This window comes from Acidovorax soli (genome assembly GCF_014207955.1).
Lineage (GTDB): Bacteria > Pseudomonadota > Gammaproteobacteria > Burkholderiales > Burkholderiaceae_C > Acidovorax > Acidovorax soli_A.
The window spans coordinates 1-19,840 of record NZ_JACHLK010000022.1; the positions used below are offsets into that span (position 1 = coordinate 1).

General features: G+C 66.6%; 22 protein-coding genes and 1 tRNA gene. 8 read left to right on the forward strand and 15 right to left on the reverse strand.

Annotation, left to right across the window (positions count from 1 at the left end):
• The first annotated feature begins 377 nt into the window (after positions 1-377).
• Together HNP48_RS31755 and HNP48_RS31760 are read left to right on the forward strand one after the other, a co-directional pair.
• Entirely contained in the window at positions 378-860 is a 483-nt protein-coding gene (locus HNP48_RS31755) for an alpha/beta fold hydrolase (RefSeq protein WP_184864970.1), read from the forward strand.
• A gap of 118 nt (positions 861-978) precedes the next feature.
• Complete coding sequence (locus tag HNP48_RS31760) at positions 979-1,710, forward strand: hypothetical protein (RefSeq protein WP_184864972.1); 732 nt, start codon at positions 979-981, stop codon at positions 1,708-1,710.
• A 21-nt stretch (positions 1,711-1,731) separates the two neighbouring features.
• Here the strand turns inward: HNP48_RS31760 and HNP48_RS31765 are convergent, their stop codons facing one another.
• The 4 genes from HNP48_RS31765 to HNP48_RS31780 all read right to left on the reverse strand — a co-directional run bounded on the left by HNP48_RS31765 (position 1,732) and on the right by HNP48_RS31780 (position 5,540).
• Positions 1,732-2,517, reverse strand: coding sequence for a hypothetical protein (locus HNP48_RS31765; protein WP_184864974.1), 786 nt, complete (start codon positions 2,515-2,517; stop codon positions 1,732-1,734).
• 184 nt (positions 2,518-2,701) lie between these two features.
• The gene (locus HNP48_RS31770; RefSeq protein WP_184864976.1) at positions 2,702-4,291 is read right to left on the reverse strand and encodes an NYN domain-containing protein; all 1,590 of its coding nucleotides are present in this window, start codon (positions 4,289-4,291) and stop codon (positions 2,702-2,704) included.
• Between the two features lie 152 nt (positions 4,292-4,443).
• On the reverse strand, positions 4,444-4,905 hold the full coding sequence (locus HNP48_RS31775) for a hypothetical protein (RefSeq protein WP_184864978.1): 462 nt from the start codon (positions 4,903-4,905) through the stop codon (positions 4,444-4,446).
• A gap of 98 nt (positions 4,906-5,003) precedes the next feature.
• On the reverse strand, positions 5,004-5,540 hold the full coding sequence (locus HNP48_RS31780) for a hypothetical protein (RefSeq protein ID WP_184864980.1): 537 nt from the start codon (positions 5,538-5,540) through the stop codon (positions 5,004-5,006).
• A 116-nt stretch (positions 5,541-5,656) separates the two neighbouring features.
• Between HNP48_RS31780 and HNP48_RS31785 the strand changes: the two genes are divergently transcribed.
• Positions 5,657-6,037: a DUF4288 domain-containing protein gene (locus HNP48_RS31785; protein ID WP_184864982.1), complete on the forward strand. Its 381-nt coding sequence runs from the start codon at positions 5,657-5,659 to the stop codon at positions 6,035-6,037.
• Positions 6,038-6,087: 50 nt separating this feature from the next.
• Here HNP48_RS31785 and HNP48_RS31790 read toward each other — a convergent pair whose 3' ends face one another.
• A complete protein-coding gene (locus HNP48_RS31790) occupies positions 6,088-7,545 on the reverse strand; it encodes a hypothetical protein (protein WP_184864984.1) in 1,458 nt (485 codons plus the stop codon).
• A gap of 455 nt (positions 7,546-8,000) precedes the next feature.
• Here HNP48_RS31790 and HNP48_RS31795 point away from each other — a divergent pair, with 455 nt between their 5' ends.
• Both HNP48_RS31795 and HNP48_RS31800 read left to right on the forward strand, forming a co-directional pair.
• A complete protein-coding gene (locus HNP48_RS31795) occupies positions 8,001-8,945 on the forward strand; it encodes a hypothetical protein (protein WP_184864986.1) in 945 nt (314 codons plus the stop codon).
• 233 nt (positions 8,946-9,178) lie between these two features.
• On the forward strand, positions 9,179-9,769 hold the full coding sequence (locus tag HNP48_RS31800) for a hypothetical protein (protein ID WP_184864988.1): 591 nt from the start codon (positions 9,179-9,181) through the stop codon (positions 9,767-9,769).
• Between the two features lie 31 nt (positions 9,770-9,800).
• Here HNP48_RS31800 and HNP48_RS31805 read toward each other — a convergent pair whose 3' ends face one another.
• The 7 genes from HNP48_RS31805 to HNP48_RS31835 form a co-directional block, all read right to left on the reverse strand.
• The gene (locus tag HNP48_RS31805; protein WP_184864989.1) at positions 9,801-10,571 is read right to left on the reverse strand and encodes a hypothetical protein; all 771 of its coding nucleotides are present in this window, start codon (positions 10,569-10,571) and stop codon (positions 9,801-9,803) included.
• A gap of 233 nt (positions 10,572-10,804) precedes the next feature.
• Positions 10,805-11,386: a YcxB family protein gene (locus HNP48_RS31810; RefSeq protein ID WP_184864991.1), complete on the reverse strand. Its 582-nt coding sequence runs from the start codon at positions 11,384-11,386 to the stop codon at positions 10,805-10,807.
• Positions 11,387-11,509: 123 nt separating this feature from the next.
• On the reverse strand, positions 11,510-12,058 hold the full coding sequence (locus HNP48_RS31815) for a hypothetical protein (protein ID WP_184864993.1): 549 nt from the start codon (positions 12,056-12,058) through the stop codon (positions 11,510-11,512).
• A 4-nt stretch (positions 12,059-12,062) separates the two neighbouring features.
• Positions 12,063-13,058, reverse strand: coding sequence for an aldo/keto reductase (locus HNP48_RS31820; protein ID WP_184864995.1), 996 nt, complete (start codon positions 13,056-13,058; stop codon positions 12,063-12,065).
• 85 nt (positions 13,059-13,143) lie between these two features.
• Positions 13,144-13,761 (reverse strand): TetR/AcrR family transcriptional regulator, encoded by a 618-nt coding sequence (locus HNP48_RS31825; RefSeq protein ID WP_184864997.1) that lies wholly within the window; start codon positions 13,759-13,761, stop codon positions 13,144-13,146.
• A gap of 16 nt (positions 13,762-13,777) precedes the next feature.
• Entirely contained in the window at positions 13,778-14,383 is a 606-nt protein-coding gene (locus tag HNP48_RS31830) for an NAD(P)H-dependent oxidoreductase (RefSeq protein ID WP_184864999.1), read from the reverse strand.
• Between the two features lie 111 nt (positions 14,384-14,494).
• On the reverse strand, positions 14,495-14,758 hold the full coding sequence (locus HNP48_RS31835; protein WP_184865001.1) for a DUF2024 family protein: 264 nt from the start codon (positions 14,756-14,758) through the stop codon (positions 14,495-14,497).
• A gap of 229 nt (positions 14,759-14,987) precedes the next feature.
• On the opposite strand from HNP48_RS31835, the gene HNP48_RS31840 reads away from it, so the two are divergent.
• Complete coding sequence (locus tag HNP48_RS31840) at positions 14,988-15,329, forward strand: hypothetical protein (protein ID WP_184865003.1); 342 nt, start codon at positions 14,988-14,990, stop codon at positions 15,327-15,329.
• 71 nt (positions 15,330-15,400) lie between these two features.
• Positions 15,401-15,712, forward strand: a complete 312-nt coding sequence (locus tag HNP48_RS31845; RefSeq protein WP_184865005.1) for a hypothetical protein — start codon at positions 15,401-15,403, stop codon at positions 15,710-15,712.
• Positions 15,713-15,911: 199 nt separating this feature from the next.
• On the opposite strand, the gene HNP48_RS31850 is transcribed toward HNP48_RS31845, so the two are convergent.
• Together HNP48_RS31850 and HNP48_RS31855 are read right to left on the reverse strand one after the other, a co-directional pair.
• Complete coding sequence (locus tag HNP48_RS31850) at positions 15,912-17,714, reverse strand: ATP-dependent endonuclease (protein WP_184865007.1); 1,803 nt, start codon at positions 17,712-17,714, stop codon at positions 15,912-15,914.
• A 323-nt stretch (positions 17,715-18,037) separates the two neighbouring features.
• Complete coding sequence (locus tag HNP48_RS31855; protein ID WP_184865009.1) at positions 18,038-18,391, reverse strand: hypothetical protein; 354 nt, start codon at positions 18,389-18,391, stop codon at positions 18,038-18,040.
• Between the two features lie 324 nt (positions 18,392-18,715).
• Between HNP48_RS31855 and HNP48_RS31860 the strand changes: the two genes are divergently transcribed.
• Positions 18,716-19,525, forward strand: coding sequence for a flagellar brake protein (locus tag HNP48_RS31860; RefSeq protein WP_184865012.1), 810 nt, complete (start codon positions 18,716-18,718; stop codon positions 19,523-19,525).
• Positions 19,526-19,719: 194 nt separating this feature from the next.
• Here HNP48_RS31860 and HNP48_RS31865 read toward each other — a convergent pair.
• Positions 19,720-19,795, reverse strand: a tRNA-His gene (locus HNP48_RS31865).
• Positions 19,796-19,840: the final 45 nt, after the last annotated feature.

Genomic DNA, 19,840 nt, shown 5'->3' on the forward strand with positions numbered 1-19,840 from the left:
TGCCTGGTGATTGACCTGGCCAGCACGAACGCCGTCTAATGAAAAGTGTTCACCATGTCTCCGCACAGGTGTTCACCATGTCCCCGGTCTGTACAGGCGGCCCAAGAGAAAGTTACTGCGCCGCCGGGCGCACATCCCGGCTCCCGCCCTCAACAAAGGCATGTGGCAATTGAGGGCCCCCGGCCTCTCGGCACAGAGCCGCCGGGCCAAGACCCGGCCCCCACCCTCTGCACAGGCACACCATCAAAACAGCCACACAACCGCATCCTGACACTTCAGCCCAGCTTCAGACAAACCTCAGTGCCGCTTCACCCTGGCAGCAGACAGTGCAGGGACAGATCGATACCAACCCGCCCCTGGGCAAGCAACACAGCACCATGACACCGATCCCCTTCTTCCTGAACCCCTCGCGCCGCCTGGTCATCCAGGCCGGCCTGGCCACCACCCTGCTGCCGGGCTGCGGCGGCGGGGGCTCGCTGGCGCCGGACCTGCCGGTGCGCGACCGGCGTGTGCCCGTGGCCCCCGGCGTGGCGCTGCAGGTGCGCGACTGGAATGCCGGCGCCGCGCGCCTGCACTTCGTGCTGCTGGCCGGCCTGGGCGGCAACGCGCGCTGCTTCGACAGCCTGGCGCCGGCACTGGCCGAGCGCATGGATGCACGCGTCATCGCGGTGAGCCGGCGCGGCTACGGCCTGTCGGACAAGCCCCTGCCCAGCGCCACCGGCCAGGGCTACGAGCCGGCCACCCTGGTGGCCGACCTGCGCGCCGTGCTCGACGCGCTGGCCATTGATCGCGCGGTGATGCCAGGGCCTGTTCACACCCATTTCGGGGTCGCGAAGGCCCCTGCCGGCGTGCCAATCTAGGCGCGCGACGCAGCGTGTGCCCTTGCACACGCAAGGAGCGCAACGACGAGTGGCGCGCCGGCAAGGGCCTTCCCTTCGGGTTGCCCGGCCTGGGGGCCGTCTGCGGCGTTGCCCGCGCTTGCAAGGTGCCTACCTTGCTGCGCGCGGGCGCCTGGCATCCAGCCCCCAGGCCGGGCAACGCGATCCCCGAAATGGGTGTGAACAGGCCCTCGCCCACTCGATCGCGGGCAACGAGCTCACGCTGTTTGCCGGCCAGCACCCGCAACGCACACGCGGGCTGGTGTACCTCGATACGACCTACGACTATTCGCGCGACGACACGACCGACCCCGAGATCACACTGCCCGACAACCCCGCGCTGCACGAGCCCGAGCCCAGCGCCGCCGACCTGGCCTCACTCGATGCAGCCATGGCCTTTGGCCGGCGCACCAGCAAGCACTGGTCGCCGCCCTTGCAGGCCCAAATGCGCGAGGCCCTGGCCGTGCAGCCCGATGGCAGCGTGGCATCGAACACCCCGCCCGCCGTGGCGCAGGCCATGGTCGCATCGGCCAACGCCTTCACGCCCGACTACCGCGCCGTGCGCGCGCCGGCCCTGGTGGTCGCCGCCTACCCGGGCACGCAGCGTGACCTGTTCCCCTGGCTCAGCGAGCCCCTTGCCGACGCACGCACCCGCGCCGACGCGCAGACCCTGCTGGCAGTGCTGCGCAACGCCCGCGCTGCCGACGAGGCCCGTCTCACCCGCGCCCTGCCCGGCAGCCGCCTGCTGCGCCTGCACGACGCGAACCATGCGGACTGCTTCATCGAGTACGAGGCGGCCGTGCTGCAGGCGCTGGAGGGCATGCGGTGGTGAAGGGGGCCGGGCCAGCCCAGGTCAGCGCGGCGTGTGGCAAGTGCCCGCAGCGATGGCCGCCGTGACCGCAGGCTCCAGGCTGGCGGCATTCGGGAAGGCCGAGGGCACGGCCGTGTCCTCCAGCAGGCACAGGTGGTTGGCCTTGCGCACCAGCACCACGGGGGTGAAGACGGGTGGGTTCAACAGCCCCCCTGCAAAGATCTGGCGCCGGCCCCAGAAGGCCGCCAGGCCCGCGCCAGTCTCGGTGCGCTGCGGCTCGAACCAGAAGGTGCCGCTCAGCGGGCCCGCGATCGCAATGCCCACGCCCTCGCACTGCGCGCTGCGGTAGTTCACCGTGCCCACGCCCGCCGCCAGCGGGCCGTTGGCGGTGTTGAAGCTCCACAGGGTGCGCACGCTGCCCTCGGCCGATGGCTGGCAGCGGTCCTGCTCCCACATGCCATCCGGCAAGGTGGCCAGCGGCGCGCACCGCACCGCCACGCTGTCCACGGCCGCCCCGGCCACCGTGCCGGTGCCATTGCGCACCACGCAGCCCGCGCCGGCGGGCGCCGTTTTCACCACCACCGCGTAGGCACTGCCGTCCACCAGCGGCCGGGCAAACGTGAAGGCGCCATTGGCCGCCACGGCCACCTCTGCGCCGCCGCCATGGGCCAGGACCACGGTCTGGCCGCTGGCCAGGCCGCTCACGCTGCCGCCCAGCGCGTGGCTGGGGCGGTCATCGCCGCCGCCGCAGGCCGCCAGGCCCACACAGGCGGCCCAGGCCGCAAGGTGCCTGAGCGCAGGGACGCTTCTGGTTGTTGCCGAACGCATGCGATCTTCTCCTTGGGTGGCTGACTGGCTTGCATCTCACGGCAAGTCGACCGCCACCGCGGAGGGGGTCGCACAGGCCCTTGCCAGCGTGCCAATCTAGTCCACTGGACCGCAGAAATCCCCACCCCGCCGGGGCGGGGGCTGCTTCGGCCCGGCCGTGGTGCAGCAGGCCGGCGCCAGCGGCTCACTCGGCCGGCTTGGCCGGCTTGCCGGTCTTGGCCGCCGCACCGCGCGGCTTGCGCGCACGGGTACCGGCTGCCTTGGCCGGTGCCACCTCTGGCACCTCTGCGGCCGCCACGCCTTCGGCACCCTCTGCCGCTGGCGCGTCGGCCTTGGCCGCAGCGGCCTTGCGCCCGCCCGCCGCCGCCTTGCGCGGCGCGGCAGGCGATGCTGCTGCTGCTGCACGGCGGCTGCGCGGCGCTGGGGTGGCAGCGGCCTCTGCCGCCTCAGCTTGCACAGTCTCTGCCATGCCCGCTGGTGCATCGGCCACACCGGCGCCGGCAACAGGACTCTCGCTGCCAACGCCATCCTCTTCGCCTTGCTCGTCGCCGCCGTGCGCCTGCACTTCGGCAGGCACCGCCGCCAGCACGGGGGCTGGCGCCGAAGTGGCCTGCGCGCTGAAATAGCGGCTCACCACGGGCGCCTCGTCCTGCGGGCCGTCTTGGTCGTCGCGCGCATCGGGATCACCGCCCCCCACATGGCCTTCCGGTGCCAGCAGCAGGTCGCGCTGCCCATCGGCAGGGTGCTGCGGCGCACCGGCACGCACAGCCGAACCTTCACCTCGGCGCCCACGGCCACGCCCACCCCGTCCGCCACCGCCCTCGGCCTGCTCGGGCAGCGCCGCCACGGCATGGAAATCATGGCGCTGGCTGCCGCCCTGGCGTTCCGCCGCTGCAGGGGCATCGCCTGCACCGCCCACACCCACAGCACCGCCGCCCAGGCTGCGAAACACATAGGCACCCGACTTCTCATCGCGCCCAAACTCCATCAGCCCGCGCGCCTGCGCCTCTTCGAGCAGATTGCCGAAGGTGCGGAAACCATAGTAGCCCTCGCTGAAATCGGGCCGGCGGCGCTTGATCGCCTCCTTGAGCACCGAGGCCCAGATCTTGCCGCTGTCGCCCCGCTCGGAGATCAGGTCCTCGAAAGTCTCCACCGCCAGCTCCACGCCCTGGGTGCGGCGCGCGTCCTGCTTTTCCTTGCGCTGGCGCTCTTCCTCGGGCGAGCGGCGCGGTGCCGCGGGCGCCGCCGCGCCGCCGCCGCCCTGGCCCTGGCGCCGCGCCAGCGTGCGCTGCTTCTCGCGCACCAGGTCGTCGTAGAAGATGAACTCGTCGCAGTTGGCGATGAGCAGGTCCGAGGTGGACTGCTTTACCCCCACGCCGATCACCTGCTTGGCGTTCTCGCGCAGCTTGGAGACCAGGGGCGAAAAATCCGAATCGCCGCTGATGATCACGAAGGTGTCCACGTGCGACTTGGTGTAGCACAGGTCCAGCGCATCCACCACCAGGCGGATGTCGGCCGAGTTCTTGCCCGACTGGCGCACGTGCGGAATCTCGATCAGCTCGAAGTTCGCCTCGTGCATCGCCGCCTTGAAGCCCTTGTAGCGTTCCCAGTCGCAATAGGCCTTCTTGACCACGATGGAGCCCTTGAGCAGCAGGCGCTCCAGCACGGGCTTGATGTCGAATTTTTCATACTGCGCATCGCGCACGCCCAGCGCGACGTTTTCAAAGTCGCAGAACAGGGCCATGCTGATGCTGTTGTCTAAAGGGGATGCCATGGGAGAAAGTCCGTTCTGATGCAGCCGCAATCATCACACGGAACGGGACGAGGGTCCGCGATCGGCCTTTTGGGTGGTCGACTCACGCAGCATTTCCGCGCAGCTCGGACCTGACCATCGAGCAGGCGCAAGCGCACAGAGAAGCCGCCGGTCTACGCCTCTTTGGGCCACCGTGAAGAAAGTAGCGTCGCGCCAGGAAACGCCCGCAAGAATTCCGCAGCCTGCTCTTGCGATATGCCGATCAGGAGCGTGGCACTCGAATCCCAGCAGACCACTTCGAAGCAGGCCCCAGGCAGTTGCGGGGAGGCTTCGGGTGGATACCACAGGTTGCGATTTCCGTCAGCTACTGGCGCGCGACTCACCTCAACCCGGACCCCAGGAGGGAACGCGCTGAACACACCCCAGACGAACTGGATCGGCTTGCTGAGCAACTCGGCAAGCGCATCGCCCGTCACCCAACCATCGCCCTCCTCGGGCAACGGCATCGTGCCATTGGCGTCAATGTCACTCAGATACCAGTTGCAATCCTTTGGATCGACGCCCATGGCCCGCAAGGTCGCAGCCATGTCGGTGTACCAGGCAACCTGCTCCGGGTTTTCGAGGACAAGGTTCATAGAGGCCGATGAGTTTTTCGCCTGCGTTACGCCACAGGCATTTTCAGCCCGCGACAGCGTGCAATGGCTCCTGTGATCTCGGAAAAAAGCGCCGACTTTCAACTGCTGCCGGACAACGCTCCGACGATCACTCCCGAGAGATATTCCCGATCCCCATCTGCAAGCCATCTGGAGATTGCGACAAAAGCACCGCCAGCGAGGAACATGCCTAGCCCGAACAGGGGAAACAGTCTCACCTGTCCAGGCTCCTCCAATGCCACACGGGTCGCCGAGACTGTCCAATACAGACAGCCGCCGTACCACACCGACATGAAGAGCTTCACAAACCAATGGATCGTGAATTTGCCGACAAGCAGGGTTCGCCCCTCAGCGACCTCGAAATGGCCGACAAAAAAGGGCTTGAAGGAGTTGCCGGTGTGCGGAACGACTTTTTCCAGTGAGACTTTGTTTGCGGTGACCGTCCCTACCGCAGCCCCTTCCTTGGCAGCGCGGGACAGAGATGACTCCGTCGATCTGCGCAGCTTTGCCGCTGCGGCATCAACGGACAGCGGCGTGTAAAACGTCGCCGGGTCAGACCGGTACGGAGACAGCAGCACTTTGAGAAGCATGGCGTTGGGCAAGTGGGCGTTGGTCATCGTAGCATCAGCCCGTGCGGGCCCGGGATGGCCAGCAACAACCCAACTGCGGCAGGCTGGAACTGCAGTGGCAGGCACCAGCACCCGCGCACGAAAAGTCTATGGAGAATAGCCCGATGGCTTACGACAAAAATCACTCTCCCGTGGGTTGGTATGTCGTGTCGTACCTGCTTCGCTTCGTGGAGTTGGATGGCACCGACCAAGACGACGACGACGAAGCCCGATTCCTGTCGTGGGAAAACACGATCCTGGTCCGCGCCCAGAACCTCGACGAGGCCTACGACAAGGGCATGCAAGCCGCGCAAGGGAGTACCCGGCCCTACAAAGGCGGGCCCGATGGAGTGCCCGTGCAGTGGAAGTTGCTCGGCATCACCGATGTGCTGCCGATCTACGAAGAACTGGCTGACGGCGCGGAGATCATGTGGACCGAGCGCGCCCCACGCAAGCTCAAGAATCTGAGGCAGATGGTCAGGCCCAAGGGCTCGTTCGGGCAGTAACAGGAAAAAAGCCCGCTCGCGCGGGCTTCTTCTGCTTCTCACCCCACCCACTACGGAATCACATACCCCAGTTGGTAGCGCTTGGCCGTGAGCATCTCCCCCAGGGCCTCCGACGGCGTCACGCCCAGCCCGTAACCGACGAAGAAGGCGGTGCCGGCCAAGGCCGTCAGGTCCATGTCGGTGAACAGGGCCGTGGTCGTGTTCTGCAGGCTGCTGGTCCAGGCCGGGGGCATGCTCAGCGCGTTGAAGGGCACAAAGGTAGTGCCGCTGTACACATAGATCGCGCCGCTGGCGGTGAGCGCCACGACAAAGGCATTGCCCTTGACGCCGTTGGCCAGGTGGTCGCTGGCGATCTGCACCTTGGCCGTGAGCGTCATGCGCGTGGCAGGCCCGCTGGCGGTCACGGTGCCGGGTTGCGGCGAATAGCTGGCATCGAACACCACGGCTGCGGGCTTTTGCAACAGCGTTCCGGCCAGCCCCGAGCCCAGTTGCCCGGCGCTGTTGCTGCCCCAGGCCATGAGGGTGCCGTCGGACTTCAGGGCCAGGGTGTGCTGGGCCGCAGCCGCGATCGCGGTGTAGCCATTGCCCACGAGCTGGGGGCTGTCCACATCGGCCGCCGAGTCAACGCCCAGCTGGCCGTTGGCATTGGAGCCCCAGGCCCACACCGATCCATCGGTCTTGAGCGCCAGCGTGTGGGCACTCCCCTTGGCCACTTGGCTGTACCCCGCGCCCAGCGAGGCCGGCTGCTCCTCGCCCTTCCACTGCCACAGCGTTCCATCGGTCTTCACGCCCGCCGCGGTGGTCGTGTTCAACACGACCTGCGCAAACCCGCTGCCCACCGGGCCGGCGCTGCCGTAGGCGGTGCGCCAGGTGTTGAGCAGGTTGTTGTTCGACACGTAGCGCAGGGCCCCGCCATCGAGCACGAACAGGGCGTTGTAGGGGCCCGTAGCCATCTGTTGGGTGCCGGCGGGCAACTGGTCCAGCGAGCCATTGTTGCCTCCGGCAGGCGCGCTGTAGACGAGCTTGGACTCGCCCCAGAACCAGACCGTGCCGTCGGCCTTGGCGGCCGTGTCGGAGGTGAGCAGCTTGTCAAAGCCGCTGCCGATCTGCACCGGCGCAGTTTCGTAGAACTCGCGGTCCCTCAGCACCGCATGGCCCCACATCCACAGGCTGCCATCGGCCTTGAGGGCCACCATGTAGCGGCTGCCCACTTTGACCTGGGTGAAGCCGGTGCCCACCCGCACCGGCTTTTCCGCGCTGACGGACGTGCCGTTGCCCAGCTGCCCGTTCATGTTGTTGCCCCAGGTCCACAGCGTGCCATCGCTCAGGATGGCGGCCGAATTCGACGCGCCCGTGGCGAACTTCATGACCGTGACCGCATGGGCGCCGGCCGCTGCCGCAACCAGGGTGCACGCGATACCGGCCTTCACGGCCAGGCTGCGAAGCGAAGCCAGCGGCCTGGACGGCAGGCGGCGGGGGGTGGAGGTCAACACGGCAAGGAGGGTCATTGCGATACGCCTTTCAAAAAATGGGTAGACAGACCTGGGCAAAAACGAAAAAAAACACCGCCACACCATCGGGCACCCCGCAGGCCCGGCCATGCGATACCGCAGACCCGTGGCCGCGCCCGGGGACCTTCCGGCGAAAGGCGCAGCATGCCCAGCCCGGGGCTGCGCGTCCATCCCCCATTTCTCGCATCAGGGCCCCGCATATGTCACAAAAAGTTGCAGCAACAGCATGCGCGCAGGCACGCCAAGGTGCCGCCTGCCCTCTGGAATCCGTGGGCCATGGGCCTCCACGCGGCTGGGTGACCCTTCGAACCCAGGGGAAATCCCCCCCTGAATCCGCCCCCCTGTCCAGGCAAGCTCAGGTACGCTGCGCCGCTTCAACGCCCCGACGTTGCTTTTTGCAACGGAAAGAGGGGTAGCCAGTATTTGCCGAGAATTATTTCTGGAGTGTTTCAATGAGGTCCCTGGTTCTTGTTTCTTTGGCGGTGTTCAGCACGTTTGCACAGGCTGCCAACTTTGTGTCGATCCACCAGCTCCCCCACAAAACGGCGCGCCCTCTCGCGGCCGGCAGCGCCCAGTACAGCTTTGACACCAAGCTCGGGTTCAAGGAGCAGTACGCACCCACCGGCGTCACGGGCTGCGCCATCGGTTTCGGCACGGGCGGCTGCGCCTTCCCGGGCGGAGGCGCCTTGCCGCTGCCCGAATTCACGGGGGCCCAACTGCAGCAGCACAAGGAGTTCAAGATCTTCATTCCCGCAGGGACGCGCTCGCTCCTGCTCTCGGGCTATGCCCCCCTCGGTACCCAATCGGCCTTTGTGCTGCGCTATGGCAAAGAGCCTGTGCGCGTGGCCGCGCTGAGCGATGCCGAATACCAGGCCGCCCGGACGGGCCAGCATGTCGAGGCCCTGTTCGCGCGCCTGGTCAAGGAAGGTGCCGAGCAGCTCGTCGTGCACGACGGCAGCGGCAGCCTGCGCTTCATGGGCGGCCAGCTCGACGCCCAGGGCGGCAGCACCGACCAGGGCCAGTGGCTCTATGTGCGCCAGCTCAGCGGCGCCCCGCTCATGACCTACCAGGGCGCCATCGACGTCGACATGCCCAAGTACGCCGCCGGCTATGCGGCCATCACCTGGAACACCCGCAGCGCAGCCGATCCCATCGACGCCGTCAGCGGTGACGGCCCTGCCGCGCCGCCGCCGGTTGCGACCGTTCCCGCCGTCGTCGCCACCGAGACCAAACGCCGGCCCGCCACGGTGATCATGTCCGCCGCCGGCGTGCCCGTGACGCTGGGCCATGCCGATGGCGCGGCCTGCAGCGCAAGCCATAGCGCATCCGGCCTTCCACAGATGGGTGGTGGCAACGTGCAAACCTGCCAAAGGCGTGTGCTTCAGGCCGCTGAATAAGAAAAGAACGATTTGTCTTTGAGGCCCTTTCGGGGGCCTGCAAATGCGTGTTGGGCTTGCCTGCATGCCCCCCGGCCGCAGCCGGTCAGTCGGCAAGCCCCAACCCGAACGCAGAGCGCCGCGCTTTTTCCTCTGCAGCGCTGGCTGCAAGGCCATGCGGCCATGGTGCGGACCGAGTTGCTGCCACTGCTCGATGCCTGCCGCGATGCGGCCGGTGTGCTGGACACCTGCCAATGCCCTTCCACGAACTCATCGCCAAAGACCCCCAACTCAGCTGCTACCTGTTCTCTGAGGACGACGCACGCGGCAGGCGCATGGTCCGCCCGCAGTACCGGCCGTTCATCTGTCCCAGGTGCGCCAAGGTCGATGAGCTGCGCGCCCTGGCGCAGGCCGGCGTACCAGACATCCGGTTCAGCTCCACCAGGGACATCGTCTCCACTGCGGACGACTTCAAGCTGTGCAGCCAGCGGTTCATCGATGGACTCGCAGCAGCCGGAATCACCGGCCTCTCGTTCCTGCCCCTGCCATCGCAAAGCGGCGCCTTCATCGTGCTGCCGCAGGCCCGCGCCAAGGTGGATGAAACCATCGCTGGCATCGAGGCGCATGGCGAGCGCTGCAGCCAGTGCGCCAGGTGGCGCGAAACCGCCATAGGCCCGCTGTGCCAAAGCATCGAAAAGCCTGCCGATGCCCTGGCCATCTTCTCGCCGGCGGTCTGGCCGGAGTCGGTGCGTGGCGCGCGCCCCCTGTTTTTCTGCACGGCATCTGCGGCCAAGGCCCTATCGCCGCAGCGATTCAAAGGCCTGGAGTTGTCAGAGGCATTCTGATGCGGCGCTGGGCTGCGCCCTGGCACACCGGCTACAAGGCCTCGGCCATGGCCACCAGGTCGGCCAGCCGGTCGCGCACCTGCAGGAACTCGTCGGCAAAGTGCAGCACCATGAGCTCGGGCGCGATGTCGGCAAGGTCCACGGTGTTGGTCTTGGGTCCAAACCCCACGTAACACCGGCCATGCCGGGCGACGGTGAAGGCATTGAGCGCAGACGACACCAAGGGGTACGAGGCCAAGGCGTGTGGGTCCACCCCGAACCGGGCCGCCTGCCCGGCAATGGGGACGGATGCATCGATCTGCGGCACGATGCGCAGCGCCGCTTCGAAGAGCCGAACCAGGTGGGCCTTGCCGTCTGCCAGCACTTGCCTGTACCGTGGGTACATGAACTCGTCGTTCAAGGCGAATCCTCGGGCTATGTTCTCCAGGGTATTGGAGCGCCATGGGCCAAAAGACCACAGCCCCGATGGATAGCCTGGATCCCCGCGCGACAGGCCGAAGTCGTCACGCCACTGACTCGAGATACCGCAATTGTGAAAGCGCACGCCTGCAAGCAAAGGATGGTACAGACGCGTGGTGACCGGCAGGGAGCCGAAGGTCAGCGCATAGCTGAGGTAGTAGTCCCGCTGCACACGCACGAAGTTCTGGGACACGAGGAGGCCGCCTGGGGTGGGGCGCACAAACTCGATGAAGCGGCCCGTGACCTGGCGATTGCGTTGGTACCCGGGGTTGATCTGCTGAAGCAGGGCCAAGCACTCCCGGGTCCATGCAGCTGGAGTGCGTTCAGGGTGTTCGATGCTCATGGTGTTGCTTGTACGTACCTGTGGGCCAGGGTGTCCGGCGCATGGAGTATCACCTTGATGGGCTCGGCCGGGTCCGCCCCTCAGACCCGGCCGCCACGAGCACCATGACTGCCGCCGGCCTGCCCGTGCTGCTGGGCCATGGCGATGGCAAGGCCTGCGGCGCCAACCCGCTGGCGGGTGGCAACGCGCCTTCCTGACAAGGGGCAGTGCTGCAGGTGGGCAACTGGTCCCCTCTAAGAACCTGCGGGCGGGTTGGCGTCGCGGTTCGCCGGCCCCGCCTTTCCCACAGAAGGCGCTGCGGGCACATGCCGGCGGATCAGCGCATGCGCCTCGGGCGGCAAGGCGGCCTTCGGCAGCAGCACGCACTGCCCCGGCTCGATGAACAGGTAGTGCATGGTGCTGCTTTCGTCACGCGCCATGAAGGCTGACCATTCCCACTGCATGCGCCCGCCCTGGACCTGCTGCAGCACGCCGGCCTCCGACAGCTGCACGCTCTGGGGAGAAAGAAACCAGCCGCCATCGGCAATCGCGCGCTGTGCCAGCAGGGGCACACACGCTGCCGCCAGCACATAGGCCAATACGGCCCCGAAGGCACCGCAGGCGATATAGCGCGCCGCCAGCGAGGGTGAGTCGAACGCCTTGAACATGCTGAACACCACGGCGGCGATCGCCAGCCACACCAGCAGCTTGGCCACCACCTGCCGCAGGCCTGCGGCCTTGCGGCCCCTTTGGTCCGGCCCCCGGCCAAGGGCCGCTGCGCGCTGCTGCAATGCGGCGAAATCGGCGCGTGTGAGGGTGAACAGTACAGGTTCCATGCCGAACTCAAGAACAGTGAGGGCGAGACTGTAACCTGCATGCGACAGCGCCCACGGCACAGCCGCCGCGGCCAACAGGCTGGCCATGGCAGCGCAGGCGGCCCATCCCGGTGCAAGCCCCCCCTAAAGCCCACCCAGGCAGGCCTGCAGCGCCCGCGCATGCTCCACCCGGTCCTCGGCGGGCGTCTTGTCCACCACCGGCAGGCCGCGCCCGCCGCCTTGGCCGGTGAACAGTGCCGACGACGTGCCGCGGAACACCCAGCGCCGGTCCTGCCAGGCAAAGTTCAGCGTCTCGATGACGCGGGTGCCGAACTCGGCCTCTTCGGCCTGCGCCTGCGCGTCCGCGGGCGGCTCCTTGAGCACCAGCCGGTAGCGCAGCATCACCCGGCCCAGGTAGGGGCGCACGGGGTGGGGGGTCATCACCAGGTCGTGCGACAGGCCCGCCAGCTCGTAGGCGGCGGGCGCCTCGTCGCCCTGCAGCAGCATCAGCCGCCGCAGCGGCCGCAGGGGCTGGGTGTAGATGAAGCGGCAGCGCGCCACAATGGGCTCGAAGCCCGCGCTCACCACCGGGTCCAGCCAGGGCCGGGGCTCGGCCGGCGCACCCTCGCCGGCTGCGTGCGCGCCGCCGGTCACCATGGCCAACGCCAGCAGGGCCGCTGCACAAGCACGCATGGCATCACCCTTCAATGCCGACAAAGCCGGCATCAGGGTAGCGTGCGCCGGCCACCTTCGCGGGGTCGAACAAACGGTCCAGCTCGGCCACCTCGGCGGGGCTCAGTGCCACTTCGGCCGCATGCGCATTGTTCTCCAGATACGCAATGCGCCGCGTGCCCGGTATCGGCAACACATGGGGGTGCTTGGCCAGCAGCCAGGCCAGGGCAATCTGTGAGCTGGCAAGGCCACGCGCGGCCGCAAACGCATCGAGCGCCTGCACCAGCTGCCGGTTGGCGGCCTCGGCATCGCCCACAAAGCGCGGGTTGTGCTTGCGAAAATCGTTGTCGGCCAAGGCCTTCACGTCCACCGTGCCAGTCAGGAAGGCGCGGCCCAGCGGGCTGTAAGCGACAAAGGCGGTGCCGAGTTCTGCGCACAGCGCGAGCATGCCGTCTTCAGGCCCGCGGCTCCACAGCGAATACTCGCTCTGCAGCGCCGCAATGGGGTGCACGGCGTGGGCACGGCGCAGGCTGTCGGCCGACACCTCCGACAGGCCAAGCGCCCCCACCTTGCCGGCCACGACGAGTTCCTTCATCGCGCCGACGACCTCTTCGATCGGCACATCGGGGTTGCGCCGGTGGCAGTAGTACAGGTCGATGCGCTCCACACCCAGGCGCTTCAATGAGGCTTCGCAGGCCTGGCGGATGTAGGCCGGCGAGTTGTCGATGCGCCGCTCGTACTGCCCGGCCTGGCGCACGATGCCGAACTTGGTGGCGATCTGCATGCGCGCGCGGGCGGCTGGCCCGGCGCTGGCGATGAAGCGGCCCAGCAGCGATTCGTTGTGGCCCAGCCCGTACGTATCGGCCGTATCGAAGTGCGTGACGCCGATCTCCAGCGCGCGCGCCAGCGTGCGCAAGGAACTCTCGTCGTCGCTGGCGCCATAGAACTCGCTCATGCCCATGCAGCCCAGGCCGATGGCAGAGGTCAGCGGGCCCTCGGCGCCCAGTTGGCGTTGTTGCATGGCAAAGCACTCCCTGTCAGTGGATGGCCGTGCATGGTAGCGGGCCGCGCGAATCCCTGCATGCAGCGTGTGGCCGCGGCCCGCCTTACCGGCTGCGCTTGACCATGGCGACGATGGTCTCGAACAGCTCGGCCTGCGCCGCCGCTTCGCTGATGTCGCCCGCCACGGCCGCGTCCGACAGCGCATCGGCCGCGCCCAGCAGGGCCCACATGCCGGCGCGCGGCAGGCCCTGCGCACCCGCGAACGGCGCCAGGATGGCCTGGCACTTGGCGATGAAGACCTCCTGGTACTGGCGCTTGACGGCTGCCATCTCGGGCGAGCCCTGCAGCGCCGCCAGCACCTGCGGTATCTCGCGCCCCTGGGTCAGCACGCAGCGCACATAGGCCGCGGCAATGGCGCCGGCCTTGTCCTTGAGGGTGGCGCGCGCGGCGGCAATGGCGGCGTCCATCACCGCCGTCTGGCGCACGTCGAAATCCTGGTACAGCGCGGCCAGCAGGCCCTCGCGCGTGCCGAAGTGGTCGTACACCACGGGCTTGGTCACGCCTGCCTCTTCGGCCAGGCGGCCCAGCGTGAGCGCATCGGCCCCCTCGGCGCGCAGCAGCGCCCACGCCACATCGAGCAGTTGGCGCGCGCGCTCGTGGCGCGCCAGGCGGCGGCGCGGGGCTGGCTGGGGCAATGGTGGGGCAGTCGGCGTGCGGGGCATGGACTCCAGGGCAGGTTCAGGAAGACGGGCCGAACAGGCCCCGGCCAAGCGCATGTGCGGCCTCCAGGTGCGAGGCCGCCATCTCTTTGTCGTGCGACTGTAGCAGCAGCCTGGTGCTGGCCACGGGCGCGCCGCAGTAGCCGAAGATGCCATGCTCGATCTGCGCCTTCATCGCGCCGGCATAGCCGTGCCGCTCGTAGGTGCCGCCACCGGCCCCGCCCAGGCCCAGCAGGTGCACCGGCAGGTGGCCAAGCTTCTTGGTGAGCCGGCCATCGGCCCCCTCCTCATAGGCATAGCCCTGGGTGAAGACCCGGTCGATCCAGCCCTTGAGCAAGGCCGGGAACGACCACCAGTACACGGGGTACACCAGCACCAGCGCGTCGGCCCGGTCCAGCCGCGCATGCTCGGCTGCCACATCGGGCGCGGGCGGCGCCTGCTTGAGGTGCAGCGCCAGGTCGGCCGCGGTGAAGCGCGGGTCGAACCCCTCGGCCGCCAGGTCGGCGATCTCCGTGGTGTGCCGGCCGGCCGGGCCGGCCTGGGCTGCGCCCAGCGCCACCTGGGCGGCCAGGGCATGGGTCAGGGAATGGCGCTCGGGGTGCGCCACGACGATGAGTGCATGCATGAGAGAAACTCCATGGGATTGCTATATACCCATGGTAACTTACCATTGGTATATAGAAACTCCGACAGGTTTTCTCCCCGGCGCCACCGGGGGTATCGCGGCAGCGGCGGCTCAGCCGCAGTGCTCCATCTCCAGGATGGCAAAGCCGATGGACGCGATCTCGGCCTCCACCGCAGAGCTGGCCGACTGCATGTGGCAGAAGCTGCACTTCTCGGCCTTCAGGTCGCTGGCCGCCAAGCCTTTTGCCGCCAGATAGCGCCGTCCGTACTGCAGCACCTGCTCGTGGTCGCTGATGGCGGCAGGAACGAGAATATCGAAATGCATGCGCAGCCCATCGGGGCGCTGCACATAGGTGTCGTAGACGGAGATCTGCATGGTTGGTGGACTGGGTGTGTTCAGAGAGCACCAGTGTCTCCAGCCAGCCGCCCCACAGCTGCGCCAAGCGTCCGCAACAGATGCCAAATCGTCCAGGGGCGGGCGTCCAGGGGCGTGCAATTGCGGGCAGGATGTAAGCAAAGTGTCTGTTCGCCACAAAAGCCACCCGATCGGGGGATTGCGCCCATGCCGCTGCTACATTGCAGCCAGGACACCTGATTCCCCGCCCATGAGCCACCCGCCCATCACCGCCGCTGCGCACTCCGGCACTGCCGCCACCCGCTACCAGCTGCTGCGCCAGCCCGCCGTGCAGATCGCCTGCCTCATGGCCTTCGCCCTGGCCCACCCGGCCATCTTCACCGACCGGCAGCCCATGCTGGCCTGGGTTTCGGCCTGGGCCATCCCCATGGCGTTTGCACTGTCTGCCTGCGCACTGCACGCCGCCCTGCGGCAGGGCCGCTCGCCCGCCGCCTGGCCCGGCCGCTTCGTGGCCGTGGCCTGGGTCATGATGGTGCTGACGATGGCGGGGCCGTGGGCAGAGCAGTGGGGCCAGCGCCTGCCGGGCGCGTAGCCCTCCATTGAAGGCGACACCCCCCTAAAATCGGCCGCAGCCGCCCTGTCAAGCGGAACAGACATGCACCGATGACGAGCACCAAGCACACCGTTGTAGACCGCGAATTGTTCACACAGGCCCTGCGCCATATGGGCGAAGAAGATCTGCTCTACCTCAACCGCATGGTGATCGAACGCCTGAACCTCTTGGCCCAGGCCAAGAGCACCGTGGCGCTGGCCCAGTTCGCCGAAGGTGACAGGGTCCAATTCACAGCCAATGATGGCAGCGTCAAGCAAGGCACCATACTGCGCCTCAACAAGAAAACGGCCAGCGTGCGCACCGACGAAGGCCAGGGTTGGAAGGTCTCGCCGGGCTTGCTGCGCAAGGTAGGAGCTGGGTAACTCAGGACCGGCGTTGGGGTTGCGTGAGATGTTAAGGGCGGACGCGCAAAAAAACGACGCGTTGAACTGCTGCAAGACGCCGCTGAATCCGGCGAGCGCTACCATCTCAAGGTGGACCGAAGATTCGTCGAGAATTGCCCATCTTGGCTGCGGTGGCGCAATGCGTCCCGGATAGCAAGGGCCATTCTCAAGATGCGCTTCACTCCTCGACGGCCTCCGGGGGCACCGCTCGAGCAAAAAGCGTCTGCAGCAAATTCAGCTTTTCAGTCACTTCCTGCGCAATGGAAGCCACAGGGGCATAGGCCACGAGGCGATGCAATTCACCCTTCGTCAGCAGCATGGGGCCACCCAAGCGCTGCGCCAATCGACGGAAAAACTCTTGAGCAAACGTGCTCAGCTTGCGCCGTTCCGTCTTGCTCACCCAAACCAGCTGGGCTGCATCTTGCGGCAGCCCACGCCACGTGTCCAGGTCGCTTCCAATCCCATCAAAGATCTGCTCCAAAACAAGCCCGTCAAGGACCTCGTCGATTTCCGCTCGATGGCCTCCAAACAGGTCCATGTCAGCATATTGCCTTTGAGCATATTCTCGCAACAGCGCCGGTGTGACAAAGTAGTTCTCGGCCTCGTAACGCTTCCAATAGCTGATTGTTAGCGCCCCTAAGGCGGCGCCAGAGCGATCCTTGCCATCATTGTCGAGAATCGCAAGACCCTTGAGTGCCGGTAGCAGTTTGCGCAGACCGTTGAAATGGTCGCGTGGCGTAATGCCAAAGCCGCCCTCGACGCGCTCCAATTCGGCTTCAGTGTCCTGAATGGGATAGTTGTTTTGCACATAGAACGAATTGACGCGCTCATCCCAAACTTGGGCTATGGGATGCGCCAGCCGCTCCGCAAGCGCGCGCAACATGTCAATGTCCGTAGCACCTTCTACATACAGCACATACCCGCGCGCACGCGCCTTGACATAGTGATCAGCACCGAAATGCTTGAGGCTGTTTCGGATATCCGTCTTGCTGGCCAGATCGTCGGCACGCCCATCCATTAGCAGGGTGAGATTCGTATCGAGCGCCTCGTCCAAGATCACCTCAGAGTGCGTAACAAGCACCACCTGCGATCCGTTCTCGGTGGCGATATCGCGCAACAAGACATAGACTTGCTTCTGACGCAAAATCTCCAGGTGCGCATCGGGCTCGTCCACCAACAAAACGCTGCCTTTGTGCGAATAAAGGTACGCAAACACCAACAGCATTTGAAGAAAACCCCGGCCGGCTGAAGAAACGTCCAGCGCCTCTTTGGCCCCTGGCTGCCGGTACTGCATAGCAATGCTGCCACGCGCGGTCTCTTGCGGCGCCTCCAGATCCACACTAAACAGCCGCTTCATGAGAGCCACGATACGCGCCCAGTCGTCCTGCGAAGACTTGACGACGGACAGGCACAAGTTACGCAAGACATCGGCGGTGCGTCCCTGACCAAGCAGAACATCCACCCGCCCCGGCTGGAGAATTGGCTCTTCGGTGTCCAGCCCCGACATAGGATAGAGCAGTTCCACGTTCAACGAGGCGGCATGAGCAATCAGATCCAGATCAGCCATCGCCTCTTGCGTGTCCGGGGTGCAATAGATCAGCTCGTCACCCTGATTGCGAAAGCGCATGGGCAACGGATGCACCGCCCCCTTGAACTCGACCCCCACCGTGATGACGAGCGCAATGTCTTTGTTCCCCGTTCTCACCTGCGTGTTGTGCCAGAAGAAGCGGGTCCGCTGCACAGGTACCGACACAATGCTTAGACGGTTCATTGATGTCGCGGTGCGCTCCTTGGCGGACGATTTCTTGCGTGCGTCATACCAAGTCTGCACTGCCTGAGACCATAGCGCCAGGGCCTGGATGGCGCTGGTTTTGCCACAGTTGTTGGGCCCGATCAGAACAGCAGGGTGATCCAGCACAATGCGCTGGCGCTCACCAAAGCGTTTGAAGTTCTGTATTTCGACGTAGTGCAGAAGACGCATGCAGGAGTTCCGATCAGATGCTCACATTGTTGCTCACGTCGATCAGACCCGAAACGGCATTGACAACAAGAGTTCAGCGGCGTTCTTGGAGCACGGCAAGTCCGTGGGCAGAATGACAAAGCAGAATATCCAGTCTCGCGGCAGCCCAAAAAGAAAACCAGCGGCAGCCCCGACGAAAAACTGAGGGCTTGACGATTCATCGGATGGCAAAGGGCTAGTTCAAGCAGAGGCCGACAAAGCTCTTCAGCATAACTGTTGTGCCGGCAGAGAAGCGTGGTTTGTGCCAACTTGATACTCCCGCCGTGGCGGGAGATGAACACCCCCTACAACCCGATCTTCGCCTCGTTGAAGCACTGCACCTCGCCGCGCTCGCGCTGCCGGCCCAGGGCGGTTTCGGCGTCCTGGGGCAGCTCGCAGCCTGCGCCCTGCCCCAGTTGCTGGCACTGGTCGGCCTTGCGGGCCCGGGCAACCGAGCCCACGGCCTCCAGGCAGCGCGCATAGCTGACCGTGCGCTCCACCTCGCGCGCATGGACCCCGGCGCGCTGCTGCGCGTCCAGCAGGGCGTTCTGGCGCACCAGCTCGGCGGGCCGGACCACGGCATGGTGGTAGAGCGCACTCCCCCCGGCCACCCCGAGGAGGCCCAGCGCCGCTACCGTGCCGATGATCGTTCTGTTCACGCCCATCACCCCCGAGGGGGTGCATGCCCCCTCTGTACCCAGTCAGGAGGCGTCTGCCCCCTCTGTACCCAGCGAAGGGGGTACATGCCCCCGTGCCCGACGAGGGGCTCACCCCTGCGGACCGAAACACTCTAGCACCCGGCCCGCCACCGCGCCATGACCCGAAAAGGTGGCTGGGCCGGGCTCCCCGGGTAGAAGCAGCTATCATCCCCGCATGCCGGCCGGCTTGGTTGCGGGCACCTCGGCGCAGGTGGCGCCCATGCCCACCCGCCCACGTGCCCTGCACCCAGCCCATGCCGTGGCCCCCTGCAGAACATGGCAGACATGCTTCCATTCCTGAAGAAAACCCCCGCCCCTGCCCCAGCCCGCTCCGCATCGGCCCTGCCGGTGATCGCACCGATCGCGGCCGATGTGGACACCCGGCCCTTTCGCGTCACCGACCCGCATTACATCGCCATGGCGCTGCAGGCCCTGGCCGACGACGGCGACCTGGTGTGCCTGTACCCCACGCAGGGAGCAAGCTTCCTGGCCGGGCGCATCGTTGAAGTGCAGCCCCAGGACGGTGCGCTGCTGATCGAGGTCCAGGGCGCCCATGCCCCGCAACCCGACCCGGGCCCCGTGCTGCTGGTCGCCATGCCCCTGGGCATTGCGCTGCAGTTCCGCACCAGCGGCAGCTGGGTGGACGCCCCACCCGGCGCCCCGCTGCAGCTGCGTGCAGCGCTGCCGGACCAGATCATCCACCTGCAGCGGCGCCGCTTCCCGCGCCTGGAGACACCGCTCGGCCAGCCGTTCCGCGCCGAGTTCATGCTCCACGGCGAAAGTTTCTCCATGGGCGTGGACGACGTGTCCATCGGCGGCCTGGGCCTGCGCTCCTCGGCCCACGAAGGCCGCCTGCTCATGCCCAGCCAGCAGCTGCGGCGCGTGCGCGTGGAACTGGGCCACGGCGCCAGCCCCCTGGTGGTCGACCTCGAGGTGCGCTCACGCCGCGCCTTCCGCTCCTTCCTCGCGGGCGAGCAACTGCATTTCGGCTGCAGCTTCATGGAACTGTCGCCCGCCGACAGCGAGGCGCTGCAGCTGCGCCTGGCACGGCTCGATGCGGAACGGACCCGGGTGGCACCGCCCCGGGTGGGCTGAAGGACAGAGATCGTTGGAGCCGGCCCTGCCGGCGCCTGCCCCGCCCGGTGACCTCAGAGCGGCGCATGCCGCGCGCACCAAAGACAAAACCCGCCAGCACTTCACAGCATTGGCGGGTTTGCTTTTTATTCCCATGGTGGGAATAAAAAGCAAAACGCGCTAGGGCTTTGATAGCACTAGCGCGTTTGTTTATTTGGGGTGGCTGATGGGGCTCGAACCCACGACAACAGGAATCACAATCCTGGACTCTACCAACTGAGCTACAGCCACCGTTTGAGAATTAAATTATAACCCGGGTTTTTGCCCCCGGAATCA